We start from the raw sequence: 23,893 nt of genomic DNA, 5'->3' as shown, positions 1-23,893 counted from the left end.
AGCCTCTCGATCGTCAAACTTGGATCAAATTCAGATCAACTTCAGGCCGTAGGCAGGCTATCGTTAAGTCGCCTGTCTGCACAACGTCTCTAGCCTGCAATGTCAGCGCTCGCGGGCCGCGCGCAGTTTCGCCGCGGCCTTCTGCGCCGCCTCGTGCGAGGAACCGGCGCCGTCGCCCTTGACGCCGAAGACCACGATGAGCATCTGCACGAACACGAGGAACGCGCTCACGCGCAGCGTCCACTGCGTGCCGAAGATGCTCGCGGCGATATGGTTACCGCCGTGCAGTCGGGTGAGCGTCTCCATGAGGATCACCAGCACCGGCGCGCCGATAGCGCCCGCGATCTGACGGACGGTGTTGGTGACGGCCGATCCGGCGGACACCTCGTCGTGTTCGAGGCAGTTGAGCGACCACGTGGTGATCGGCATGATGATGAACCCCATGCCGATCTGCCGCACGAACTGCCAAATCGACACCCACCAGATCCACGTGTGCAGGTCGATCAGGCTCATCATGATCGTGCCGAACAGCAGGATGATCGTGCCGGACAGCGCCACCGGCCGCGCGCCGAGCCGGTCGAGCAGCTTGCCGCCGAAATACTGCGAGATGCACATGCCGAACGCGCCCGGCATCATGACGAGACCGCTGATCGTGGCGGAGTAGCCGCGGTCGTCCTGGATGTAGAGCGGCATGATGACCATGATCGAGCTGAACGCGAAGAAGCTGAGCGCCGCGCAGACGGTGCCGACCGTGAAGCTGCGGTTCTTCAGCACGCCGAGGTCGAGCAGCGGGGGCTGCTGCTGGCGCTGAGCCGCATACCGCCGCGCCCCGCGCACCTGCCGCACCACAAACCAGACGATGCCGGCCAGGCCGACCAGCACGGCCAGCCACACCATCGGATGCGTGAACGGATACGATTCGATGTTCGTGAACCCGAACATGAGCCCGCCAAAGCCGATCACCGAGAGCCCGACGGAGAAGAAATCGGCGCGCGCGTCGGGGTCGTTCGTGCCGAAGTTGCGCAGACCGAACACAGCGAGCAGCAGCGACGCGATGCCGATGACCGTGAGCGTGAGGAAGATGGAGCGCCAGCCGTTCGCGTCGGTCTGAATGCCGCCGAGCGTGGGGCCGATGGCCGGGGCGACGCTCATCGCCACGCCGACCGTGCCCATGGCCGCGCCGCGCCGCGAGAGCGGATAGATCGAGAACACGGTGATCTGCAGCACCGGCCACATCACGCCCGTGCCGATCGCTTCGAGCAGTCGGCCGGCCAGCACCATCAGGAACGACGAGCCGACCCATGCCAGCGCCGAGCCGGCGGTGAACACGATCATGGAGGTGATGACGATCTGGCGCGTGGAGAAGCGTCGGGTCAAGAACGCGGTGAGCGGCACCATCACGCCCATGACCAGCTGGAAGATGGACGTGAGCCACTGACCGGTGGTCACTGAGATGCCGAATTCGGAGACGATGGTCGGCAGGGCGGCGCTCAGCTGAAGCTGCGTGAAATTGCCGACGAACGTGATGAACGTGAGAATCGCGATGGAGGCGAACGCCGCGTGCGTCAGATGCCCGTCGACGAACGATTCCTCGTGGCTGAGCGCGCGGGAGAGAGCCTTGCTGTGAAGCATCTGTTTGTTGGTTTCGCCGTGATTCCCGCGTTCCGCCATGAGCCGCCTTCTTCCCGAACCTCGCTAAAATGACCTGAATACTCTACGCCCACCCGTGGGCATCGTGCGCCGTCGCCGTGGCGGCGACGATGTCGTTATGAGACACCTTCACGCCCCGTTTACCCCCTTCCCGCTATAGTATGGTGGAGTTGTGCCGGCAGGGTCGCGGCGCCTGCGGAGTAGGAGCCGCAGGCACCCGGCAAGACACCACCAGCCGGCGAAAAGACATAGGGAAGCAGAGCAAAGAGAACACGGATGAAGTCCGAATCCGAAACCACCACATCGACCCCGGCCGTCGCGCCTCGCCGGGTTTCAGGCAATTCCGGCACCGCGTCGCGCGGCAACGCCGGTTCGTCGTCTCGCATGCTGAACGACTATCGCGCGCATCAGCTGTCGCGGGTACAGCAGTGGCGTTTCTTCCTGAATCTGGCGCTGTTGCTGTGCGACTGCGCCATGTTCCTGATCGGCTCGGCCTCCGGCCTGCTGCTGTTCCGTCACGTCGGCCGCGCGTCGTTCATCGCCTCGCCGATGTTCGGCGTGACCGTGTACCTGCTGGTCGGCGCGTGCGTGTGGGCGGTGTGCCTGCGCCACGCCGGCGTGTACCACCGGCATGTGATGGGCGACGGCTACCAGTTGGTGCCGATGATCATTAAGGCCGCGTGCGTGAGCTGGGTGACGCTGTGCGCGGTGAACTACATTTTCGTCGTGAGCCTGCCGCTGCCGACCGTCACGATGATGATCGTGTTCTCCTGCCTGCTGACGATTCTGGAGCGTATGGCCGCCCGCGCCGTGATCACGCGCGACCGCCGCAAGGGCGCGTACACGTATTCGACGATCGTCGTCGGCTCGCCGGACGGCATCGCGCACACGCTCAAGTTCCTCGCCGACCGCACGCAGCTGAACTACAATCCGGTCGCGATCTGCCCGATCCGCGAAACCGCGGACGGCAAGGTCGTGTCCGCGACGCTGTCCGAGGCCGAGCTGGAGCGGCTGTCGCACGTGTGGGACGTGACCGATCTGCCCGTGGTTGCGTACGACGCGCGGCTGGGGGAGACCGCGGTGCGCATGAAGGCGCAGACCGTGATGGTCGCCGACGTGTTGCGCCGCGATTCGGACAATTTCGCCGCGTTCTCGCTCGGCTTGGAATCGCTGGGACTGGAGATTTCGCTGCTCACGTCCGCCGCGGACATCGCCGGCCACCAGCTGACGATGCGCACGCTCAAGGGCGTGAACATTCTGACGATCAGCCTGCCGCAGTACGGCATCGCGACCCGGATTTCCAAGCGCCTGTTTGATATTCTGGTTTCCGCGATCCTGATCGTGCTCACGTCGCCGTTCATGATCGGCGTGGCGATCGCGATCAAGCTGGATGATCATGGGCCGATTCTGTACAAGCAGGAGCGCATCGGCTTGCGCGGCAAGCCGTTCAAGATCTACAAGTTCCGTTCGATGCGCGTGAACGCCGACAAACTCGACGCCCAGGTCGCCGCCGCAAGCGGTCAGGAATTGGGCGCACGATTCAAGGTGAAGGATGATCCGCGCGTCACGAAGGTCGGTCATTTCATCCGTAAGACGTCGCTTGACGAGCTGCCGCAGTTCTTCAACTCGTTCCTCGGCACGATGAGCATCGTCGGCCCGCGCCCGCAGCGCCAGTACGAGGTCGACGAGTATGACGAGGTGTACGCCACCCGTCTGCTGGTCAAGCCTGGCATCACCGGCCCGTGGCAGGTGTCCGGCCGCAACGACCTGAGCGAGGAGGAAAGCCGCCAGCTCGACGTCGCATACGTGCAGAACTGGTCCATCCTCGGCGACGTCATCTACATCTTCCGCACCATCGGCGTGGTCCTCAACCCCAAGGGCGCCTACTGATTCAACGATTCGAAGTCCTTGTTGGCTGCGCTCCCATAACACACTTGGCTAGCTCCCTCTGACGAGGGAGCTGTCAGCGAAGCTGACTGAGGGAGAGATCACCACCTTCGGAGCCTATCGTCCGTACCGATCACCCCCCTCTATTACACTGAAACACGGTTTTTGCGCGAATAGGCGGAAGGAATGGTGATCGACCGGTGGCCGACGACGAGTTCACGTTCATGACCGATGAGAACGCCAACGGCGGCGCGGCCGGCGGCAATGGGGAAGTGGAGCAGCCCGTCCAGCAGCCTCATCATCACCGCCGGCGCATGAGCCCGCAGCATATTCGCCGCATCAAGCGCCGCCGTCGTATCAAGCGCATCCTGATCGGCCTGTTGATCGTGCTGCTCGCGCTTGCCGGAGTTGCGGCATGGTTTGCGACCTCCGCGATGAAGACGAAGAACGAGATCCAGCAGGCCGTGTCGGTCGCCACCGGCATGCAGGCTTCGCTGAGCGACGCCGATACGAAGACTCTGGACCAGAAGATCGACCAGTTCTCCGTCCACGTCGACAAGGCGTACGGCGAGACCAGCTCCGTGCTGTGGGCCGTGGCCTCGCGCGTGCCGTACTACGGCAACGACATTGCCGCCGTGCGCACCGCGGTCACCGCGCTTGAGAACATTTCGTCGCAGGGACTGCCCGCGTTGAGTGACGCACTGTCCACCATGGACCTGAACAGCATCAGCATCGCCGACGGCACCATCAGCGTGCCCGGCATCGACAAGGCTTCCGACAGCCTCAAGCAGGCCGACACGGTCATCGCCAACGCGAACCACTCGCTCGCCGCCGTACCCACCACGCACATCCAGCAGGTGACCGACGCGATCGACAAGGCCAAAACATATCTCGGCACGCTGAACGACACGGTGCACAATGCCTCCGTGTTTGCCCAGCTCGCTCCGAAGATGCTGGCCAGCGATGGTCAGGCCCGCACGTATCTGATTCTCGCGCAGACGAACGCGGAGATTCGCCCGACCGGCGGCATGCCCGGCTCGTGGGGCACGATGACGATCACCAACGGCAAGGTTGACATGCACGAGTTTGTCGCCGAATCGACGGTGAAGACTCCGGCCACGCCGATTGTGCCGCTGACCGGCGAGGAGACGTCGCTGTTCACGAACAAGCTGGGTCGCGTGCCGCAGGACGTGAACTTCACTCCCGATTTCCCGCGCACCGGTGAGATTGCCAGCGCGTTGTGGACGAACACGTACCAGACCAAGATCGACGGCGTGATCGCCATCGACCCGGTGTTCCTGCAGAACATGCTGACTGTCACCGGCGGCGTGACGCTGGAGGACGGCACGTCGATCGACGGCACGAACGCCGCGAAGTTCCTGCTCAGCGACGTGTACGCGTATCAGGAAGTCAGCAATCAGGACGAGTACTTCAGTGCCGCCGCGGCAAGCGCGTTCTCGCACATCATGCAGCAGTCCGGCGATCCGAAGGCGTTCATGAAGGCGATTACCACATCGGTGACGCACGGTCATCTGATGGTGTGGAGCGCCAACTCCGACGAGCAGAAGCTGCTCGAGGAGACGCCGATTTCCGGCAATCTCGTCACCAAGGCGACCGATCCGCAGGTGGGCGTCTACTTCTCTGATATCACCCAGTCGAAGATGGACTGGTATCTGAAGCGCGAGATCTCCACCGAGTTTGACAGGGTGGCCGATAATGGCGCCAACCAGTACACGGTGCACATCAAGCTTACAAACATGATGACCGCCGATGAGGTCGCTTCCACGCCGCAGTACGTGCTCGGCGACCAGCTGGAAGGCATTGCGAACGGCGATATCAAGACCGCGATGTTCCTGTACGCTCCCGCCGGCGGACGCTTGGTCGACTGGAAGCTCAGCGACGGCAGCAAGTTGGACGGCATCGCCGTGCACGACGGCCTGACGCTCGGCCTCAAGACCTTCCTGCTCAGCCCCGGCGAATCCCTCGAGATCACCGCCCACGTGCAGTCCGCTCAGGGCGTGAGCACCCCGCTTACCCTCCGCCAGACCCCGCAGATTGAGGGGCGTACGGACTGATTTGTCGCTGCGCTGATCCAGCAGTGGTTGACTTGTCTTTAAAATTGTCCGCAAAGCATGATTTTGTCCGCAAATTGTCCGATAATTGTCCGCAAAGCATGATTTTGTCCGCAAATTGTCCGATTTGAGGTATCGATGTTTGACCTGCAGCAGCTGCAATATCTTCGTGAGGGCAATCAGTTGGAGGCCAAGGAAGCTGCGGGTGGCGTGCCGAAAAGTGTTTGGGAGACATATTCGGCATTCGCCAATACAAACGGTGGCGTGATTCTTCTGGGAGTGAGCGAAGATCGGCAGCATCAGCTGATTGCGACAGGCTTGCGTGATCCTGAACGTATTGCGAAGGATTTTTGGGATACGGTCAATAATCGGAACAAGGTCAGTGTAAATGTGCTGGATGATGAGGATGTCGCGGTTGAACAGGTCGGCGATGCCTCGATAGTAGCAGTGCATGTGCCACGAGCCGATCGTGAAGCCAAGCCGATATATGTTGATCGCAATCCGATTGGTGGCACGTATCGACGTAACGGCGAGGGCGATTACAAATGTTCCGAAGAGGAATATCAGGCGATGGTGCGTGATAACGGCACTGGTTCGATCCCGCTTGACCATATGCCGTTGGCACGGTTTGATTTGGAAGATTTGGATTCTGGCACTATCGCTGCGTACCGTAATACATTGAGCGCGGTGCGGCCGGGGCATCCATGGCTTAGCTTGGATATGGATGAGTTTTTAGTGCGTCTTGGAGCTGCGGCCAAAGGTGATAATGGACAGAACCACCCGACCCGCGCCGGATTGCTGATGTTCGGTCATGAATGGAAGATTGTGCAGGAATTTCCCTACTACTTTCTTGACTATCGTGAAGTATCGGATGGTGTGCGGCGGTGGGATCATCGAATTGTCAGCGATGACGGTGAGTGGGGCGGAAACCTGTACGGCTTTTGGCTGAAAACATGGCCACAGATCGCGCAGACGATACGGCGGCCATTCGCTCTTGATTCCAGTATGCGGCGAGTCGATGATACTCCTTTACATATGGCCCTGCGCGAGGCGCTTGCCAATACGCTCATTCATGCAGATTATTATGTGCGTGGCAACACGGTCATCATTCGTGATCGTGATGGGATTTCCTTTGCTAATCCCGGCGGTCTGCGTATTCCACCGGATGTGGCGGTGGCGGGTGGATTGTCTGATTCGCGCAATCCAACTTTGTTGAAGATGTTTGCACTGATTTCCGTAGTCGAGCGTGCCGGCAGTGGATTCGATGCCATGCGTGCCGGTTGCGGGTGGGCTCACGTGCCTTTTCCGAATTTGACGGAGTCTTTTGATCCAGATCGTACGCAATTGACATTCAAATTCAGTGGTAGCGATACGTTGGAAGACAACTCGAAATCGTATGTCACGCATCGGGATGAGCATGGTCTGTCTACGACGTTGACCGATAATCTGCCTGAGGAGATCTTGGATGATCAAGAGGTTGTACTTGCGTATTTGCGAGAGAAGCAAACGAACGTTACCCGTGTGCAGGTGGAACGTTTGCTTGGGTCAAGTGCGTCAAAGGCAAAGTACATACTGAAACAGCTTGTGGATGGCGGATACATCCAACGACAGGGGAGAGGCCGTGGAGTGAGCTATGCCTTGAAAAAAGGTGAGTAACGTCATCTGCTTTAGTTTGGACAATGGACGTCAATATTTATTTCCGATAAACAACATGAAAAATAAGTATTAAAGGATCTAACCATGGACAGAAAAATATCGGTTATTATTCCAACATTAAATGCAGGAGCACAAATTACTGAGCTTCTTGCATCGTTGCAGAATCAGACAAGGCGTCCTGATGAGATTATTGTGGTTGATTCTCAATCTGATGATGATACTGTGCAGCGTGTCCATCGATATGAACATGTTCGTCTTATAGAGATTCAGCGTAAGAATTTTGATCATGGAGCCACACGTGATATGGCATTGCGAGAGTCGAATGGTGACTATGTGCTGTTTCTGACGCAGGATGCATTGCCGAAAGACTCGAGGTACATTGAGAAACTATTGAAACCATTCGCCGATGAAAAGGTTGCTTTGGTTAGTGGTCGTCAGATTGCACGGCAGTCCGCACGATTGTCTGAGAAACTGGTCAGAGAGTTTAATTATCCAGCGAAATCTCACGTTCGCAATGCAAACGATATCCCGCAGTATGGCATTAAGGCATTCTTTGCCACGGATGTATGTTCTGCGTATCGTCGGGATGCTTACCTTGCGGTTGGCGGCTTTGAACATCCGATTACCACGAACGAGGATATGTTCATTGCGGCTGCTTTCTTGCATGCAGGATATTCTGTTGCCTATGCCGCGGATGCACAGGTATGGCATTCTCATAACTTTACGTTGAGACAACAGTACAGGCGCAACTACATCATGGGCCGTGAGATCGAACTTCGGAAGGATAAGCTTGGCGGAGCCAAAGTTGCTGGTGAAGGTGCATCTCTAGTCAGGCATGTTATGGGGAATCTGGCCAGAACAGGCCAAATTGGTGAGATGTGTTGGTTCTGCTTGGACTGTGCGGCTCGTCTGCTGGGCAACAGGGCGGGAGTACGAGCTGCTCACAAAGAGCGATCGTAAAATTTCCACTCTGCCTCCCCCCGTACTATGATTCTTATCATATGATCAACTCCTAAGAGAAAAGAAGACGCAATGAAGATTGCTGTTGCTGGTACCGGTTATGTTGGTTTGTCCGTAGCGTTGCTGCTTTCGCAGCACAATGAGGTGCATGCCTTGGACATTGTGCCGGAGAAAGTGGAGATGCTGAATCGGGGTAAGAGCCCGATCGTAGACACGGAGATTACCCGTTTCCTGAATGGCAAGCAGGATGGTTCCATGCCGTTGAACTTCACCGCGACTCTTGACCCAAAACAAGCGTATGCCGGTGCAGATTATGCCGTTGTGGCCACGCCAACGAACTATGATCCGCAGAAGAACTACTTCGATACGTCAAGTGTCGAAGCTGCGATTGCTGCGATTCGAGAGCAGAATCCGACGGCTTGGATCGTGATCAAGTCGACGATTCCGGTGGGGTACACAGCGGATCTGCGTAAGAAGCTGGGTGATAAGCGTATTATTTTCTCCCCGGAATTCCTGCGTGAAGGACACGCGCTGTATGACAACCTGTATCCGTCGCGTATCGTAGCCGGTGCCCCTGTTGATGATGAGGAAGCGACGGATGCCGCTCGCGCATTTGTCGATCTTCTTGCGCACGGCGCAGATCCTGCAGAACTGGAACGGACTAATGCGGATGGTACGGTTGGTATTCCGCAACTGGTGTGCGGCACGACCGAGGCCGAAGCCATCAAGCTATTCGCCAATACATATCTGGCATTACGGGTGGCCTACTTCAACGAGCTGGATACGTATGCTGAAGCGCGTGGACTGTCCGCTCGGGAAATCATCAAGGGCGTGTGCCTTGATCCGCGTATCGGTGACCAGTACAACAACCCGAGCTTTGGCTACGGTGGATACTGCCTGCCGAAGGATTCCAAGCAGCTTCTCGCCAATTATGCCAATGTGCCACAGAATCTGATCGGCGCCATTGTGGCTGCCAACAGCACGCGTAAGGACTTCGTTGCCGATGAGATTCTCGCTCGTGTCGGAGAAAAAATGAATCCGATCGTGGGCATTTATCGTTTGACCATGAAGTCCGGCTCTGACAACTTCCGTCAGTCCTCTATTCAGGGCGTGATGAAGCGCATCAAGGCGAAGGGCATCACTGTTCTTGTCTACGAGCCCACGTTGAACGCTCCCGATTTCTTTGGTAGCGAGGTTACGCATGATCTGGATGCGTTTAAGCGTCGTGCCGATGTGATTGTTGCAAATCGTTGGAATGCGGAATTAAGCGATGCCGCCGATAAGGTGTTCACTCGCGACTTGTTCAGGCGTGACTAGAAAGAAAGCATTGCCAATGCTCTATTATTATGTATTCACTTTCGGTCGTAAGACCGATTGGATTAAAGATGCGACGCCAATAGAGGTCGGAGCCGCCATCAATAAAAATAATTTGCTGTACGCATTGCATGATGATACTGGTGATAATATCTCTAGTGATAATATGTACTGGGGCGAGCTTACGGGTTTATATTGGATATGGAAAAATCTTAAGTTTAATGATGATGATGTTCTAGCTTTTGCTCATTACAATAAAAAATTGAATATAAATAATAAAAAAATTAACAAATTGCTTTCCAGCGGACAATACAAATGGATAGTGCGAAAACCATCGGTGATGGTGAAACATACCTATCCGGAGGATATTTTCGCACTTAAGGAAGTGTTAAAGGATTACAGCCCTAAAGCATACGAAGCATGGAATAATATTTATGATGAGTATGGTGCATCGGTAGACGGACATCAAAATTGTTCTAATTGCGAAACCTTCATTACAACATATAAGGAATTCGAGAATTATTGTACTTTTTTGTTTGGTGTTTTATCCCAAGTCCGGACAAAAATAGGAGATGTGGATAGAAAACCATATCATAAGCGATATTGTGCTTTCTTGGGTGAACGTTTGTTGACCGTATATCTGTATATGAATGGAAATAAAAGTATAAAATATGTTGATTTGGTATTTAACGAGAATTTCCTAAAGAGAAATTTGCGAAGCATATGTCGAGCCATGAAAATAAGCAAAACACCTATTGGAAAGTTAATTCACGAGGAACGTGTTTCCTCCTATGAGAAGTAAATATGACCACGATCTCAGTAATTATACCTGTATATAATCAGGAACAATATATTTCGTGTTGCTTGGATTCACTCTTGAATCAGGAGTTTAAGGATTTTCAGCTCATCATTGTTAATGATGGCTCTACTGATAATTCTCAAAGCGTAATAGAAACTTATTTAAATGATAAACGAATCACATTTATAAATCAACCTAATCTGGGTGTGTCTGCTGCGAGAAATTGTGGCCTGGATCTAGCGAAAGCTGAATGGGTATGTTTCGTTGATCCTGATGATTATCTCGAAAAAGATTATCTAATGTCGCTATATCAATATGCTATGCAGTTTAGTGATTGTGACATAATTTGTACGACATGTAATTGCATTATCAAAGATAAAAAAGTTCGGCAACATTTTTTCCCCGAGAATTTCGTTGCTTCAACACAAAAAGAGAAAATACCATTATATATTCAATTAATGGATGGTAAGCAGTATCAGCAGAATGCTTATACAGGTATAGGCGTTCCCTGGGCTAAGCTATACAAAAGAGATTTTCTGCATAATAATGGTCTTTGTTTTTCAATCGATCAGCAGCGAATGCAAGATAACCTGTTTAATATGAAAGCGATGTATGCCGCTCATAAAATTTGTTACATCGATTATGCTGGATATAATTACAGGGTTGACTCACTCGTTGGCAGATCGTACAGGAAATTAATTGACGGAGCTTATCATTCTGCACTGGATGAGAGAGATAAACTTTTCCATTTATATTACTTTGATAAGTGCCCTATGCTATTAACTTTTTTTTATGAAGAAAAGGTTAATTTATATTATTCTGAGTTTGTTGCATGTGTAAATATATTTAAAAATATATTTTACGCCGTGGAATGCAGGAGAAAAGAATTATATAAAAGACTTATTTCGATACCTTATAGGGCGTTATCTATACGATGCAAGTTTAAATTATTCTTAATAAAGAATAAAGTCGGAAATTTATTGTTTATTTTTATTTATTTAGTTAAAGGTAAAATAAAATGAATACCGATGTTTATATTATCAGTCATAAAGACTATGACTTTCCAAAAATGAAAAGCTATTTTACGGTATTGGCTGGGGCAAATAAGAATTCAGCTAATTTAATGTATACGGATAATGTTGGAGATAATATTTCCGACCTAAATTATAGATATTGTGAACTTACTGCACAATATTGGGTTTGGAAGAATATAATCAATTCAAATAATGTTGGCTTTGTACATTACAGAAGATTTTTTTATCAAAATCCATTATCTAAAAAGATAGTTAGCACCTCGCAATTTTCTTCGGATTTGAGCGAATATGATATTATTCTTCCGGAGCCACATTATTTAAAATTAACTGTAAGAGATCATTATAAAAAGTATCATCATATTGATGATCTGAATCGAATTGGAAATATTATTTCCGAAATCAGTCCTAAGTATCTTACGTCATATACAGATCTTATGAATCGTCATGGTATTTGTCTTTATAACATGTTTATCTCTCGTCGATACGTATTTGACGAATATATGACATGGTTATTCAGTATACTGAAATCTTTCACACAGGCTTCCGATGTTTCACATTATAGTGCTTACAACCAACGTCTTGAAGGTTTTTTATCTGAACGACTGCTGAACGTATGGGTAGGAGCTAATGATTTTAAAGTGAAGTACTATCCCGTATTCGTCAATGATGAGAATCATTTCATTGAGACGGCCAATAATATGTGTAAGAGACTTATTTTTAGGAGTTAATCATATGTACAAAATTGCTGCCGGAATTGTAACGTTTAATCCTGATATATCTCGGTTGAAAGAAAACTTGGATAGTATTTCGCAACAAGTAGATCATGTATATGTTGTCGATAATGGTTCATTAAATTTTGATGATATTTTGCATTTTGCAAATGATCATATTTCAATTAATAGGAACTTAAAAAATTTTGGAATTGCGAGGGCGTTAAACCAAATCATAGAAATGTCGGGAAATAATAACTATACACATATATTATTTCTTGATCAGGATAGCGTTGCTTCTTCCAATATGTGCAAAGGCCTTGCGGAGCATATTCAAAATAATATTGGAATTATCGCTCCGCATATTATTGATCGAAATCGTGATGAACAGTATTATCCTAAAGGAACATATGAAATAAAAAATGGAGCTAGAAATAGTGTAATAACATCTGGTTCCTTGGTTGATATAAAGATCGCAAAAGAGATCGGTGCGTTTGACTCTGATCTATTCATTGATTATGTGGATTTTGATTTTAATGAACGGATTTTGGAACATGGCTATAAAATAATAGTATGTTCCGACGTTTTTTTATTGCATGAAAAGGGAAAGTCCGAGCCTACTTGGCTGAAGGTTCCTTGCCGTTCCAATGATGGCAAGCTGTTCCTTAAACGTATATATCGTCTTGGTTACAATTCATTTAGAAATTACTATCAAGCGAGGAATAGGGTTATCTATACTAGAAAATACTTTCATTCTGTATGGTGGAAGTTTGAAGGAATCAATGAGATTCCTTTTCTTATTGGTCTAACTTTGCTATTCGATTCCCAGAAGTTTTTAAAAATAAAAGCTTTTCTTAGGGGAATGTTTGATGGTATTAAGTTTAAGTTGAAATAGAGAAGACAATGAATTTGAAGAAGCAAAGTAATGTTTCAGTTGTTTTAGATTATATACTCGTTATTTCTTTACTGTTGGCGAGTAATTCTATATACGCCTTAAAAAATGACGATTTGTGGCTCTATTGTCTGATTCTTCTTGTTGTTTCTCTTATTCATCTAATTTGGAATACCATTTGTATCGGAAAAAAAATTCTACAATATTTATGTATTGGTTTATTTATATTTTTCCCATCTTTTCTTGTGCAACTTCTTTTGGAGGCCATACATCATGATGGAAGTTTTTATTCATATACCTGGATTCAGTATGTTTTAATATTACCTATTCTTGTTGTGGATTTGCTGTTATCGGGTTTATCGATTATTGAAAAATTTGTAAATACGGTTTTTGTTATTTCGGTTATTTCTTTATTTTTCTGGGTTTTAAGTTCCTTTTTTAAATTGTCTCCAACAAGCTCCTTCCAGATTGAATGGTCCACTGGCGGCAATGTGGATTCTTATTATGGATTATATTTTAATTCTCAGCCTATATACTTTGGATCTCAAAAGATTTGGAGAAATTCGTCGATTTTCTCTGAGCCATTAATTTTGTGTGCAATAGTTGCAATGGCTCTATATTTTATGCTTTTTATTATAAAAAGATACAATTATATATATTTGTTTGTATTTGTATTGACTGTTTTTTCTTCTACATCTACAAGTGGTATCCTATATCTAATTTTAATTGCTTTTCCTTTTATGCTTAATTACTTTATTAATCATAAATCAAAACTGATTCGAACAATTTTTCTTGTCGTTGTACCTATTATTATTCTTGCTTTCCTTTTGGTCATGTATAATGTGGCGTCAGCAAAAATTGCCTCTACTGTTTCAGGTCAGACTCATCGTAATGATATATTATATGGAATTAATGCTTGGCTTGATTCACCTTTTGCAGGATATGGTCTGAAATCAGATGATTTCATTTGGAATAATTATTTGAGCCTATTTCGTGAAGGAGTGGGATATACTAGTGGCTTCATTTTTTTTGCTATTCATGGTGGAATATTGCTATCTATGCTTGTGCTTTTTCCTTCTTTTTTAGTATTGCTTTTTAATAATAAATGGGAATATAAATATTTTGCTTTTTTCGTGTTGTTTATTTTCTTTTTTGCAGTTGTTCAGAATCTCAGCTGTTTCGTTCTTTGTATAGCCTTGTGTTATGTTTTTTCTAATTATGAACATAATACTGAACGGAATTAATTATGCGTATTCATTCCTTAAAATATAATGCTTTTATGAACATGATTCTCATGTCTTCATCCTTTATTTTTCCTTTAATTACGGTACCTTATGTATCTCGTATTCTTTCCCCGAGTGGCATGGGCGCTGTTGCCTTCGCTCAGAGTGTCGTTAGTTATTTTTCGCTTTTCTCTCTACTTGGAATATCTACATATGGAGTACGCGCTTGTGCTCAGGTAAGAGATAACAAGGTTGAACTTTCTAAAACGGTTGAAGAACTACTTGTTATTCTGGTTATTTCAACCTTTGTTGTTTATTGTATTTATTTAGCTGTCTTAAATTTTATTCCTAGATTTTCTTCTGAAAAAAAATTATTTTTGTTTTTCGGTTCAATGCTATGGCTTACATCTATTGGCGTTGAATGGTTCTATCAGGCGATTGAACAGTATGACTATATAACTATTAGAAGTATTTTATTTAAAATCATAGGTCTTTTTCTTATGTTTATGTTTGTTAAGGAAACGGCCGATTATCGTATTTATGGTCTTATTGTTGTTTTTGGTTCGTGCGGTGCTAACATACTTAATCTATTACGGTTACATTCTTTTGTCTCTTTTATCCCCTTTTCTCAATTGAATTTAAAGCGCCATCTCAAACCTATGAAATCATTTCTTGTGTCTAGTATTTCATCTGGTATGTATACGCAAATTGATTTAGTTCTATTGGGCTTTCTTTCTTCGAATGGAGTCGTTGGTATATACCAGCTTGTTGTGAAGATCAAAAGCATGCTTTTGACGGCTATTAATTCCGTAGTTAATGTCATGCTTCCTAGATTATCTTATTATGCAAAGAATTCTCAGGATAAATATCGTAGTCTATTTATAAAAAACATAAATTTTGTTTTCTTATTCTCTTTTTCGGGAATTTTTTACGTATTGCTTTGCGCCGATGCTATTATTGATATTCTTGGAGGTAGTCAATATACTTCCGCTGTTATGCCTTTAATTTGCATTTTACCGGCTTTGCTTATAGTCTCTTTGAATACAATCTTATCTCAATATCTTATTTCTTCTGGACGTGAAAAAGAATATGCCTTTGTAAATTTCATTGGTTTAGTTTTTTCTATTGTTTTTTGCTTGCTTCTTATTCCTCCATTTGGTGCCGTTGGTGCTGCATTTAGTTGTTCTTTATGTGAATTATGTGCCTTGATTGTACGTTGTTGGTTCGCGCGTGCTTTTATCAAGGGTATTGTTAAGGATATAAAGATTTTACCTGCTCCATGTGCTGCTTGTGTTTCTTTTTTCATTGTTTTTTCGATTCGTCAATTGTGGTGGCCTGCTAATAGTTTTATGAAAATTATTGTTTCCGGAGTATTATTTTTAATACCGTATTTTTGTTTCTTGGTTATATTTCGTGAAGAAACTGTACTTGGTATATTATCTAAATTTTGTCATTTGCATGAAAAAAATAGTTTTTAAGCAATTGAAGCAGTGCTATCTTCTGCACTCAATACCAGCAAGAAGACTGGCCCGGCAGGATTCGACTGCAGTCCAAGAATCGATTCCATTCTCGACCGAATCTTTCATAGCAGAAAATGGATGGAAATTGGCGATTACAACATGCTGTGTCTGTTCAATAGGAAGTGGGCCAAACGCAGGCGACAAGGAACTCACGCTGATCGGCCGGACACCGCTGATCATCATCGACGAACTCGGCTACGTGCCCATCGACGAGAAAGGCAGCCGTCTCCTGTTCCAGGTCGTCACCAACGCGTATGAGACCCAGAGCATCATCCACGACCGCCAACATCGAGTTCAGTGGATGGGGCAGGATCTTCGGCGACCCAACATGGCCGCCGCGATCATCGACCGCACCGTCCACCACGGACGACTCATCAGATTCGAGGGCCGCTCCTACCGCAGCGAACACGCCCTCATGACCAAATAACCAACCAACAACACAACACACGCACACGGGCAGCGGTCGACGCACAGCGGCCGGCGCCGTCCACTCCGCGAAAACACTACAAAAGGCGTCATCTAATGAAGTGATTAGATGACGCCACAATGTCCATGTCAGTGTATGAATTAAAGCGTCAGGTCAATGACTGCAGATCAGTGCTTTGCTGTGGGGCGGTACTGCCATAGGTGTCCACTTTCCTGCGTGGGTGGGAGCCTGTCTCCCCGATCGATGTGTACGGTACGCGAATTGGCGACTGCGCCTCCGCGCGGACCGACTTCTACATAGGTTCCAGGGCGATGATTGTCCTCGCCGGGCTTGTGATTCGTGACCATAGTAGGTCTCCTTTTTTGTGATCGGGAGCCCCCATGTCCGCATGTGACGTTCATGAGACGGTTCCATGCGGTAGACTTGTGACGTCGTTTCTCAATGACGCGCGAGTCCGAGGGCTCGTTTTTGGACTCCGGCTTGTTACAGCAAGCCGGAGTTTTTTTTATTGCGACCCGTATGAGTCGCATAGTTCAATGTAACACGGGAGACGATAGAAGACAAGTTGCTACTTATTTGAGACACGATGTACATAATTAGTGGTATGCTAGCTGAAAAACAGATGGAATCAAGCGGATTGCGGGGTTTATAGGGGCATGAAGAAGAAAGACGTGTTGAACCTGATTAGGTATCACACCGAGCATAATGAAGCGGCGTTCCGCAATGAGGCTTATGGCATCGCGAAGGATTTCGACCGTTCCGGTGATGTGCAGTTGGCATCCTATATCATTGCGTTGTTGTCGGATGCCAACACCTTCACGCCTCAGGCGGCAAATTCCTCCATACGGTCGGAGTTTTTGACGAAGAGGCCGGTGGTAAAGATGTCATTGCCGTTACCGGAACCCATTACGAATGATATTCAGGGGATTCTCAACGCCATCGGGCGGAATGTCGGCATCCACCGGTTCTTGTTCCATGGTCCTGCCGGTACGGGCAAGACGGAGTCGGTCAAGCAGATATCGGCCATTCTGCAGCGTGACCTGTACGTGGTGGATTTCAGCTCGGTCGTGGACAGTCGGCTCGGACAGACGGCGAAGAACATCGCAAGATTGTTCGATGAAATAAATGGATTCACCCGGCCCGACCATGTAGTGGTGCTGTTTGACGAGATTGACGCGTTGGCTTTGGACCGTGTCGATTCCCATGATGTGCGCGAGATGGGCAGGGCCACATCGGCGCTGTTGCGGCAGATGGATGAGCTGTCGGATCAGGTCATGCTGTTTGCCACCACCAATCTGTTCTCCAAGTTTGACAAGGCGTTCGTGCGCCGTTTCGATGCCGTTATCGATTTTGGCCGATATACCCGTGACGATCTGGCTGATGTGGCTGAGAGCATCATGAACGACTACGCGGGCCAGTTTTCGTTCATCGGCAAGAATATACGATTGTTCCGTAAGATCCTCTCTTTGAACGAGCGTTTGCCGTATCCGGGCGAGATGAAGAACCTTATACGCTCGTCTATCGCGTTCAGCAAGCCCAGCGACGAGTTTGACTACCTGAGACGACTGTACGTCGCACTGGTGTCCGATGGCGCGAAGACCCTTCAGGATGTCCGCGCATTGTACGGACAGGGATTCACACTACGTGAAGTGGAGGTACTGACCGGTGTTTCGCGTAGCACCGTCGCGCGAGAAGTGAAGGAGCAAGACAATGAATAACATTCTACGTCTCAAGGGCAAGTTCCAAACCCAGAAGGGCAAACGTCCCGGAACTCCCATGCTGCCTGCACGTGCAGAGGTCACCACGGATGATGTGGACGATAGAATCAAGCAGTTGCAGAGTGTATACGATTTCTGGAACGAGCGGAAAACGCATGTCTTCCCTCTGGTCGAAGTGCACTATAGGACCGTTGTGGCGAAAAGCAACCGCATCCGTCAGCTATTGTCCGCACCTGGGAAAAGCGCTAATGACTCCATCGTCGGTGCCCGATTCGAACCGGCCGACGGCCACGACTGCCATGTCATCACCCATTACGTAACCATGCCGGTCATTGAATCGACCATCGCCGATCTGCAGTCGTGCAGGAGAATCCTAGAACGACACGGTGGCACCATCGACGCCGACGGACTGGCTACGCTTACCAAGACCGGTCTTGACCGTATCGATTCGAATGCCGGCCTCAGCAAGACCGCCTTCGCTCAGATCGTCCGAGATATATATTACGTCAGACGATTTGATGTCAAGCAGCATGTCGATAAGCAGATGGGTCGTGCCTTAGTCACCATCTATGACACCGGGCGCAACATTTCCCAGACTGTGGAACTGTTGAACGCCCTTGGTGTGGACGTGATCTCAGCGAATCTGCTCGACTCCACCACCATCAGCATGACCCCGGACCAGTATGATGTTCTCATCGGAGCTGCCCCGTATCTGGTTGCCATGTCATTGAAGGACCTTGCGCAATTGGAATTTGAACCAGACATCGCGCAAGACGAATACGCCCCCAGCATCCCCGAACCGGGGAACGAGCCGATTGTTGGCGTGATTGACACACGATTCGATATGCACGCGTATTTCTCCGAATGGGTTGAATACCACGACGAGATCGATCCCGAGCTGGGCGAGGATCCAAGCGACTACGTGCATGGCACGGAAGTCACTTCGCTCATCGTGGACGGCCCCGAGCTGAATCCGAGCCTCGATGACGGATGCGGTCGTTTCCGCGTGCGTCACTTCGCCGTTGCAAGAGAAGGGCGAAACAGTTCGTTCGCCATCCTGACTGCGATACGCCGTATCGTCGCCGCAAACCGGGACATCACCGTCTGGAACCTGAGTCTCGGCTCCGCTTTAGAAGTGTCTGAAAACGCCATTTCGCCAGAAGCGGCCATTCTGGACAAGTTGCAAAACGAATACGGCGTGATCTTCATCGTCGCGGGGACAAACAAGCTCCCAACCGACGACCGAAACAAGCCCAAGCGCATCGGCGCACCCGCGGATTCCATCAATGCACTGGTCGTCAACGCCACTTCCATTCTTAGGGAACCAGCCGATTACACACGCGAAGGACCGGTACTTCACTTCTTTCGTAAGCCTGATCTCTCATGCTTCGGGGGCGACGACATCGAACGCATGGCCGTTTACAAACCTAACAGCATCGCCTTGACGGCCGGCACTTCGTTTGCGGCTCCGTGGATCACCCGGAAGATGGCCTATCTGATTCACGTCATGAATCTGTCGCGTGAAACTGCCAAGGCTCTGCTCATCGACTCCGCCTCCGGATGGGGAACGTTCCCGGTTCATGGAATCAAACTCGGCTACGGCATCGTGCCCACACGCATTCAAGATATCCTGACCACGCCATCCAACGAAATACGGTTCATTCTCGAAGGCAGCGTAAACGCTTTTGAAACCTATAACTGGCGTATCCCCGTGCCGATCGTGAATGGGAAATACCCATATATGGCGAGAGCTACACTCTGCTACCTACCGAAATGCGACAAAAATCAGGGCGTCGATTACACGGATACGGAGCTTGATCTCCAATTCGGACGCATGAAGGCCAACGGTATCGATCCACTCGACAACAATGTGCAGAGTGACCCGACCGCACGGACCTACGAGGATGACGCACGCAGGCTTTACCGTAAATGGGATAACGTGAAGCACGTCAGTGACATCGAAAAAACTCGCTTCGTGCCGCGAACCACTCGGGGAATACCGTACTGGGGCTTTAAAATTCGTAAAACCGAACGCTTCGACCCACCACTCGACGTGAATGGTACCGTAGGCACCAACGCTGGCGACGGTATGCGCTTCGGAATCGTGGTGACCCTACGCGGTATGGACGGACGTAACCATTACGATGAATTCAAACAAAATTGCCAGCTGCAGGAAGAACCTTGGATCGTCGAAGAAATCGACATGAACACCAACATCGAGCTTTACCGTGAAGCAGATGTGGATATCGATTTTGATGATAATGACGATGCTTAAAAAGCGCAGCCCTACATGCAATGTCTCGGATGAGACCGAAAACGTGGCATTCCATCAGTGATCTTGTGGAGGGTTCTTGTTCTCCAGACCCTCCACAAGATTGGCTGACTTATAGGTCTTTGGGTTTGACGATGAATTTGCCGTTGGCGACGTCTTTGAGGTGTTTGCCGTACGGGCTTTTGCCGTACTTGTCGGCCGCGACCATGAGCTCGTCCTTGTTGATCCACCCGTTCTCGAACGCGATCTCCTCGGCGACCGCGATCGGCAGGCCCTGCGCGCGCTGGACCGTGCGCACGAACTCACCCGCCTCATACAACGAGTCCATCGTGCCCGTGTCCAGCCACGCGTACCCCCGGCCCAGGGTCTGCACGTTCAGGGACCCGTCCTCCAGATACATGCGGTTCAAATCCGTGATCTCCAACTCGCCGCGAGCCGACGGCCGCACCTTCTTCGCGTAGTCGACCACGCGCTCGTCGTAGAAATACAAACCCGTCACCGCGTAGTTGCTCGCCGGCCGCTCCGGCTTCTCCACGATGCTCACGGCCTTGTTGTCCTGATCGAACTCGACCACGCCGTACCGCTCCGGATCGTCGACGTAATAGCCGAACACCGTCGCCCCGCCACGCGACGCCTGCGCGACCGCGTTGCGCAAAGTCCGGCCCAACCCGTTGCCGTAGAAGATGTTGTCGCCCAACACCAGAGCGCACGGCTCGCCCGCAATGAACTCCTCGCCCAACAGGAACGCCTGGGCCAGACCATCCGGGCTGGGCTGCACCTTATAGCTGAACGTGACGCCATACTGCGAGCCGTCGCCCAGGAGACGCTCGAAATTCGGCAGATCCTTCGGCGTCGAAATGATCAGGATGTCACGGATCCCCGCCATCATCAACACGCTCAGCGGATAGTAGATCATCGGCTTGTCATACACCGGCAGCAACTGCTTCGACGTCACCGTCGTCAACGGATACAACCGCGTACCCGAACCACCCGCCAAAATAATACCCTTCATGCCAGCAGCACCGCCTTCCCGCGACAAAACGAACAACACTTACGTGAACAACCACCAGCATAACCACACACCCGCGAATACACGAAACCGCACGGCACACGCCATGCGGTTTCACGCTGCGACACACGCCATACCAGCCACGACCAGAGCCCGACCGGCGGCGGCACCCGCTACTTGGCGAGCTCCCTGTCGATGTACTGGCTGAGGCTTTCCTCCCAGTCGGCGGGCGTGTAACCGGCCTGCTCGATCTTGCTCAGGTCGAGCGCGCTGTGGGTCGGGCGCGGGGACACGGGGTTCTTCGCGTTGGCGAAGTACTCCGCGGTGCTGATCGGCTTGACCTTGTCCCCGTTGCCGTTCGTCCGCTCAAACACAGCGGCGGCGATTTCAGCCCAGTTCTTCACCTTGCCGGAACCGGTCAGGTTGTACGTGCCGTACGGCGCATGAGAGTCGAGCAGGTGGAAGATCGCCCCGGCCATGTCCCTGGTGAACGTGAGGCGACCGAACTGGTCGTCGACCACGGTCACCTGGTTCAACGCGTCGTTCTCGTCTGCCACGCGGTTGGAAAGCGTCATCATCGTCTTGACGAAGTTGTGACCCTCGCCGATCACCCAACTGCTGCGGAGAATGTAATGCTCCGGCGCGTTCGCCACCGCGATGTCGCCCGCGGCCTTGGTCTGACCGTACACGCCCAGCGGCGCGAAGCTCTCGGTCTCCGTGTGCTCTTCCTGGGTGCCGTCGAACACGTAGTCGGAGCTGACGTGCACGAGCGTGATGTGATGATCCTTGGCAACACGAGCCAGCAGTGCCGGGCCCTGCGCGTTCGCCTTCCACGCGACCGGACGACCCTCGCTGGTTTCCGCCTTGTCAACGGCCGTGTACGCGCCCGCGTTGATGATCGTCCCGTACAGCGACCAGTCGTACTTGTCGTACGCGGCCGGATCGGAGAAGTCGAACTCGTCGATGTCCGTGTACTCGAAACCCTGCAGATTGTGCGCCTCCGCGTACTCGCGGATCGCGTGACCAAGCTGGCCGTTGCAACCCGTCACCAGCGTGCGCTTCGGAGCCATCGGCTTCGCATCCTTCAACATCGGATGATGCAAATCAGCCTCGCTACGCTCGGACTCCTCCAACGGGATCGGCCACCGGATGTCCAACTCCGGATCCGCCAGGTTCACGAACGTGTACGTCTTCTTCTGCTCCAGACTCCAGTGCGCGTTCACCAGATACGTGTACACGGTCCCATCCTCGAGCGCCTGGAAACTATTGCCCACGCCACGCGGCACGTAAATCGCCTTCGACGGGTCAAGACGCGCCGTGAACACCTGGCCGAAGCTCTCACCCGGACGCAGGTCAACCCACGCGCCAAAAATCGAACCCGCCGCGATGCTGATGTACTTATCCCACGGCTCCGCGTGAATACCGCGCGTCACGCCCTTGGTGGCGTTGAACGAAATATTGTTCTGCACCGGACCGAAATCAGGCAACCCCAACGCGGTCATCTTCGCACGCTGCCAATTCTCCTTGAACCAACCGCGATTATCCCCGTGCACCGGCAGATCGAACACCAACAAGCCCGGAATGTTCGTCTCCGTGACCTTCAAATCCTTCTCAAAATCCATGCCCTAGACCTTTCTCTATTTTTCAGACTTAGTAATCGATCGATGTCTTATTCCCCGAGTGCAGCTAGCATCTTGTGCAAGGCGGTATTCGCATCGAGTGTTTTTAACCGTTCGGCACCATCTGGGAATGCCCAACCAACGCAGCGTTGATCTAACGCTCCGAGAACGAACAACATATTATGCCGCAGCTGAGGAAAATCTACACGTAGTAGATTGTCCTCATGTCCAGCTCGATTACGAATATTACGAATACTTTTCAGCCGATTAGCCATTTCTCTACGCAGCCGATCTGATCGATCAGCGGAGTCGGAGCCTGGCAGTTGTGCCTTCGGCATGCGCCGTTCTTCAATTTGCCATGCTGACTCAATATCCGGGAATGCTCCCATCAATACCATGACTAATTCTGGATCCTTGTCTGCCCTTCCGAGCATCCCGTCCCATGTGCCAAAATTGAGCTGAGCAAATATATCGTCTCGATTTACATAATCACCATGTCTGGGATGGTGTTGATCTGATTTCCACTGTCTTTGTTTATTTAACGCGCTGATCCGTGCAGATTCCAAATAATCAGTATCCGCAGTGTTTACCAAATTACGAATGCGGCTTATGGGATCGATAGGATAAGGGCTGATCCAATCAGGAAGCATTACAGCTGATTGTTCGTTGACCCAGGCACGAAGTTCTCGGTCAATAGCGTTTCGCACGAAAACCTCAACATATGAGACGTATGCCATCACTGTGGATGATGCTGTTACGTTCCATCGATACAGGTTTATGGCAAGTTTCAACGTAGTGTTATCATCCAATTCCGGATGTCGTGTATGCACATAATCTCGGTACGTTTGAAAACGTGATTCGCTTAGAAAGTTGAGCATCCCAACATTCGTCACTTGTCGTTTCCTTGCCCTCGTGCTAACATGATTATTGCATTCAGGGCCGCTCACTTGTGGGGCGGCCGTTTTCATATGTACATCGACAGTCACTGGCCTTGTGCCTTGTACTTGGCTTCGGTCGCGGCCTTGGCCGGCTCCCACCACGCACGGTTCTCGGTGTACCAGGCGATCGTCTGCTCGAGACCCTTCTGGAAATCCGTATGCTGCGGCTTCCAGCCGAGTTCGGTCTGCAGCT

General features: G+C 50.5%; 19 protein-coding genes and 1 pseudogene. 14 read left to right on the top strand and 6 right to left on the bottom strand.

Annotated features, from left to right (window positions below):
• Positions 1-102: 102 nt before the first annotated feature.
• Positions 103-1,671: an MDR family MFS transporter gene (locus KIH79_RS10990; protein WP_420829378.1), complete on the bottom strand. Its 1,569-nt coding sequence runs from the start codon at positions 1,669-1,671 to the stop codon at positions 103-105.
• A 255-nt stretch (positions 1,672-1,926) separates the two neighbouring features.
• On the opposite strand from KIH79_RS10990, the gene KIH79_RS10985 reads away from it, so the two are divergent.
• The 12 genes from KIH79_RS10985 to KIH79_RS10930 all read left to right on the top strand — a co-directional run bounded on the left by KIH79_RS10985 (position 1,927) and on the right by KIH79_RS10930 (position 16,144).
• The gene (locus tag KIH79_RS10985; RefSeq protein ID WP_420829377.1) at positions 1,927-3,540 is read left to right on the top strand and encodes a sugar transferase; all 1,614 of its coding nucleotides are present in this window, start codon (positions 1,927-1,929) and stop codon (positions 3,538-3,540) included.
• Positions 3,541-3,737: 197 nt separating this feature from the next.
• Positions 3,738-5,612: a DUF4012 domain-containing protein gene (locus tag KIH79_RS13145; RefSeq protein WP_219059409.1), complete on the top strand. Its 1,875-nt coding sequence runs from the start codon at positions 3,738-3,740 to the stop codon at positions 5,610-5,612.
• A 135-nt stretch (positions 5,613-5,747) separates the two neighbouring features.
• Positions 5,748-7,265, top strand: coding sequence for an RNA-binding domain-containing protein (locus KIH79_RS10975; protein WP_219059408.1), 1,518 nt, complete (start codon positions 5,748-5,750; stop codon positions 7,263-7,265).
• 84 nt (positions 7,266-7,349) lie between these two features.
• A complete protein-coding gene (locus KIH79_RS10970) occupies positions 7,350-8,225 on the top strand; it encodes a glycosyltransferase family 2 protein (protein ID WP_219059407.1) in 876 nt (291 codons plus the stop codon).
• A 72-nt stretch (positions 8,226-8,297) separates the two neighbouring features.
• Complete coding sequence (locus KIH79_RS10965) at positions 8,298-9,542, top strand: nucleotide sugar dehydrogenase (protein WP_219059406.1); 1,245 nt, start codon at positions 8,298-8,300, stop codon at positions 9,540-9,542.
• A 16-nt stretch (positions 9,543-9,558) separates the two neighbouring features.
• Positions 9,559-10,341: a DUF4422 domain-containing protein gene (locus KIH79_RS10960; RefSeq protein WP_219059405.1), complete on the top strand. Its 783-nt coding sequence runs from the start codon at positions 9,559-9,561 to the stop codon at positions 10,339-10,341.
• A 2-nt stretch (positions 10,342-10,343) separates the two neighbouring features.
• Positions 10,344-11,360, top strand: a complete 1,017-nt coding sequence (locus tag KIH79_RS10955) for a glycosyltransferase family 2 protein (protein WP_219059404.1) — start codon at positions 10,344-10,346, stop codon at positions 11,358-11,360.
• On the top strand, positions 11,357-12,100 hold the full coding sequence (locus tag KIH79_RS10950; RefSeq protein WP_219059403.1) for a DUF4422 domain-containing protein: 744 nt from the start codon (positions 11,357-11,359) through the stop codon (positions 12,098-12,100). Before KIH79_RS10955 ends, KIH79_RS10950 begins: the two co-directional genes overlap by 4 nt.
• 4 nt (positions 12,101-12,104) lie before the next feature.
• The gene (locus KIH79_RS10945; RefSeq protein WP_219059402.1) at positions 12,105-12,977 is read left to right on the top strand and encodes a glycosyltransferase; all 873 of its coding nucleotides are present in this window, start codon (positions 12,105-12,107) and stop codon (positions 12,975-12,977) included.
• A gap of 8 nt (positions 12,978-12,985) precedes the next feature.
• Complete coding sequence (locus KIH79_RS10940; RefSeq protein WP_219059401.1) at positions 12,986-14,218, top strand: hypothetical protein; 1,233 nt, start codon at positions 12,986-12,988, stop codon at positions 14,216-14,218.
• 2 nt (positions 14,219-14,220) lie between these two features.
• Complete coding sequence (locus KIH79_RS10935) at positions 14,221-15,675, top strand: flippase (RefSeq protein WP_219059400.1); 1,455 nt, start codon at positions 14,221-14,223, stop codon at positions 15,673-15,675.
• 127 nt (positions 15,676-15,802) lie between these two features.
• Complete coding sequence (locus tag KIH79_RS10930) at positions 15,803-16,144, top strand: ATP-binding protein (RefSeq protein ID WP_219059399.1); 342 nt, start codon at positions 15,803-15,805, stop codon at positions 16,142-16,144.
• Positions 16,145-16,311: 167 nt separating this feature from the next.
• Here KIH79_RS10930 and KIH79_RS10925 read toward each other — a convergent pair whose 3' ends face one another.
• Positions 16,312-16,491, bottom strand: a complete 180-nt coding sequence (locus KIH79_RS10925; protein ID WP_219059398.1) for a YjzC family protein — start codon at positions 16,489-16,491, stop codon at positions 16,312-16,314.
• Positions 16,492-16,800: 309 nt separating this feature from the next.
• Here KIH79_RS10925 and KIH79_RS10920 point away from each other — a divergent pair, with 309 nt between their 5' ends.
• Together KIH79_RS10920 and KIH79_RS10915 are read left to right on the top strand one after the other, a co-directional pair.
• The gene (locus KIH79_RS10920; RefSeq protein ID WP_219059397.1) at positions 16,801-17,862 is read left to right on the top strand and encodes an ATP-binding protein; all 1,062 of its coding nucleotides are present in this window, start codon (positions 16,801-16,803) and stop codon (positions 17,860-17,862) included.
• Complete coding sequence (locus KIH79_RS10915; RefSeq protein ID WP_219059396.1) at positions 17,855-20,137, top strand: S8 family peptidase; 2,283 nt, start codon at positions 17,855-17,857, stop codon at positions 20,135-20,137. Before KIH79_RS10920 ends, KIH79_RS10915 begins: the two co-directional genes overlap by 8 nt.
• A 109-nt stretch (positions 20,138-20,246) precedes the next feature.
• Here the strand turns inward: KIH79_RS10915 and rfbA are convergent, their stop codons facing one another.
• From rfbA to KIH79_RS10895, 4 genes and pseudogenes are all read right to left on the bottom strand, one after another.
• Entirely contained in the window at positions 20,247-21,146 is a 900-nt protein-coding gene (gene rfbA / locus KIH79_RS10910) for a glucose-1-phosphate thymidylyltransferase RfbA (RefSeq protein WP_219059395.1), read from the bottom strand.
• 170 nt (positions 21,147-21,316) lie between these two features.
• Positions 21,317-22,765 carry a sugar nucleotide-binding protein gene (locus tag KIH79_RS10905; RefSeq protein ID WP_219059394.1) on the bottom strand — a complete coding sequence of 483 codons (1,449 nt, stop codon included), beginning with the start codon at positions 22,763-22,765 and terminating at the stop codon, positions 21,317-21,319.
• A 47-nt stretch (positions 22,766-22,812) separates the two neighbouring features.
• Positions 22,813-23,655: an Abi family protein gene (locus KIH79_RS10900; RefSeq protein ID WP_219059393.1), complete on the bottom strand. Its 843-nt coding sequence runs from the start codon at positions 23,653-23,655 to the stop codon at positions 22,813-22,815.
• A gap of 89 nt (positions 23,656-23,744) precedes the next feature.
• Positions 23,745-23,893: pseudogene (locus KIH79_RS10895) on the bottom strand (dTDP-glucose 4,6-dehydratase); the annotation flags it as partial.

It is taken from the genome of Bifidobacterium miconis (genome assembly GCF_019331735.1).
Classification (GTDB): Bacteria; Actinomycetota; Actinomycetes; order Actinomycetales; family Bifidobacteriaceae; genus Bifidobacterium; species Bifidobacterium miconis.
This window is presented reverse-complemented; position numbering and strand designations above follow the sequence as displayed.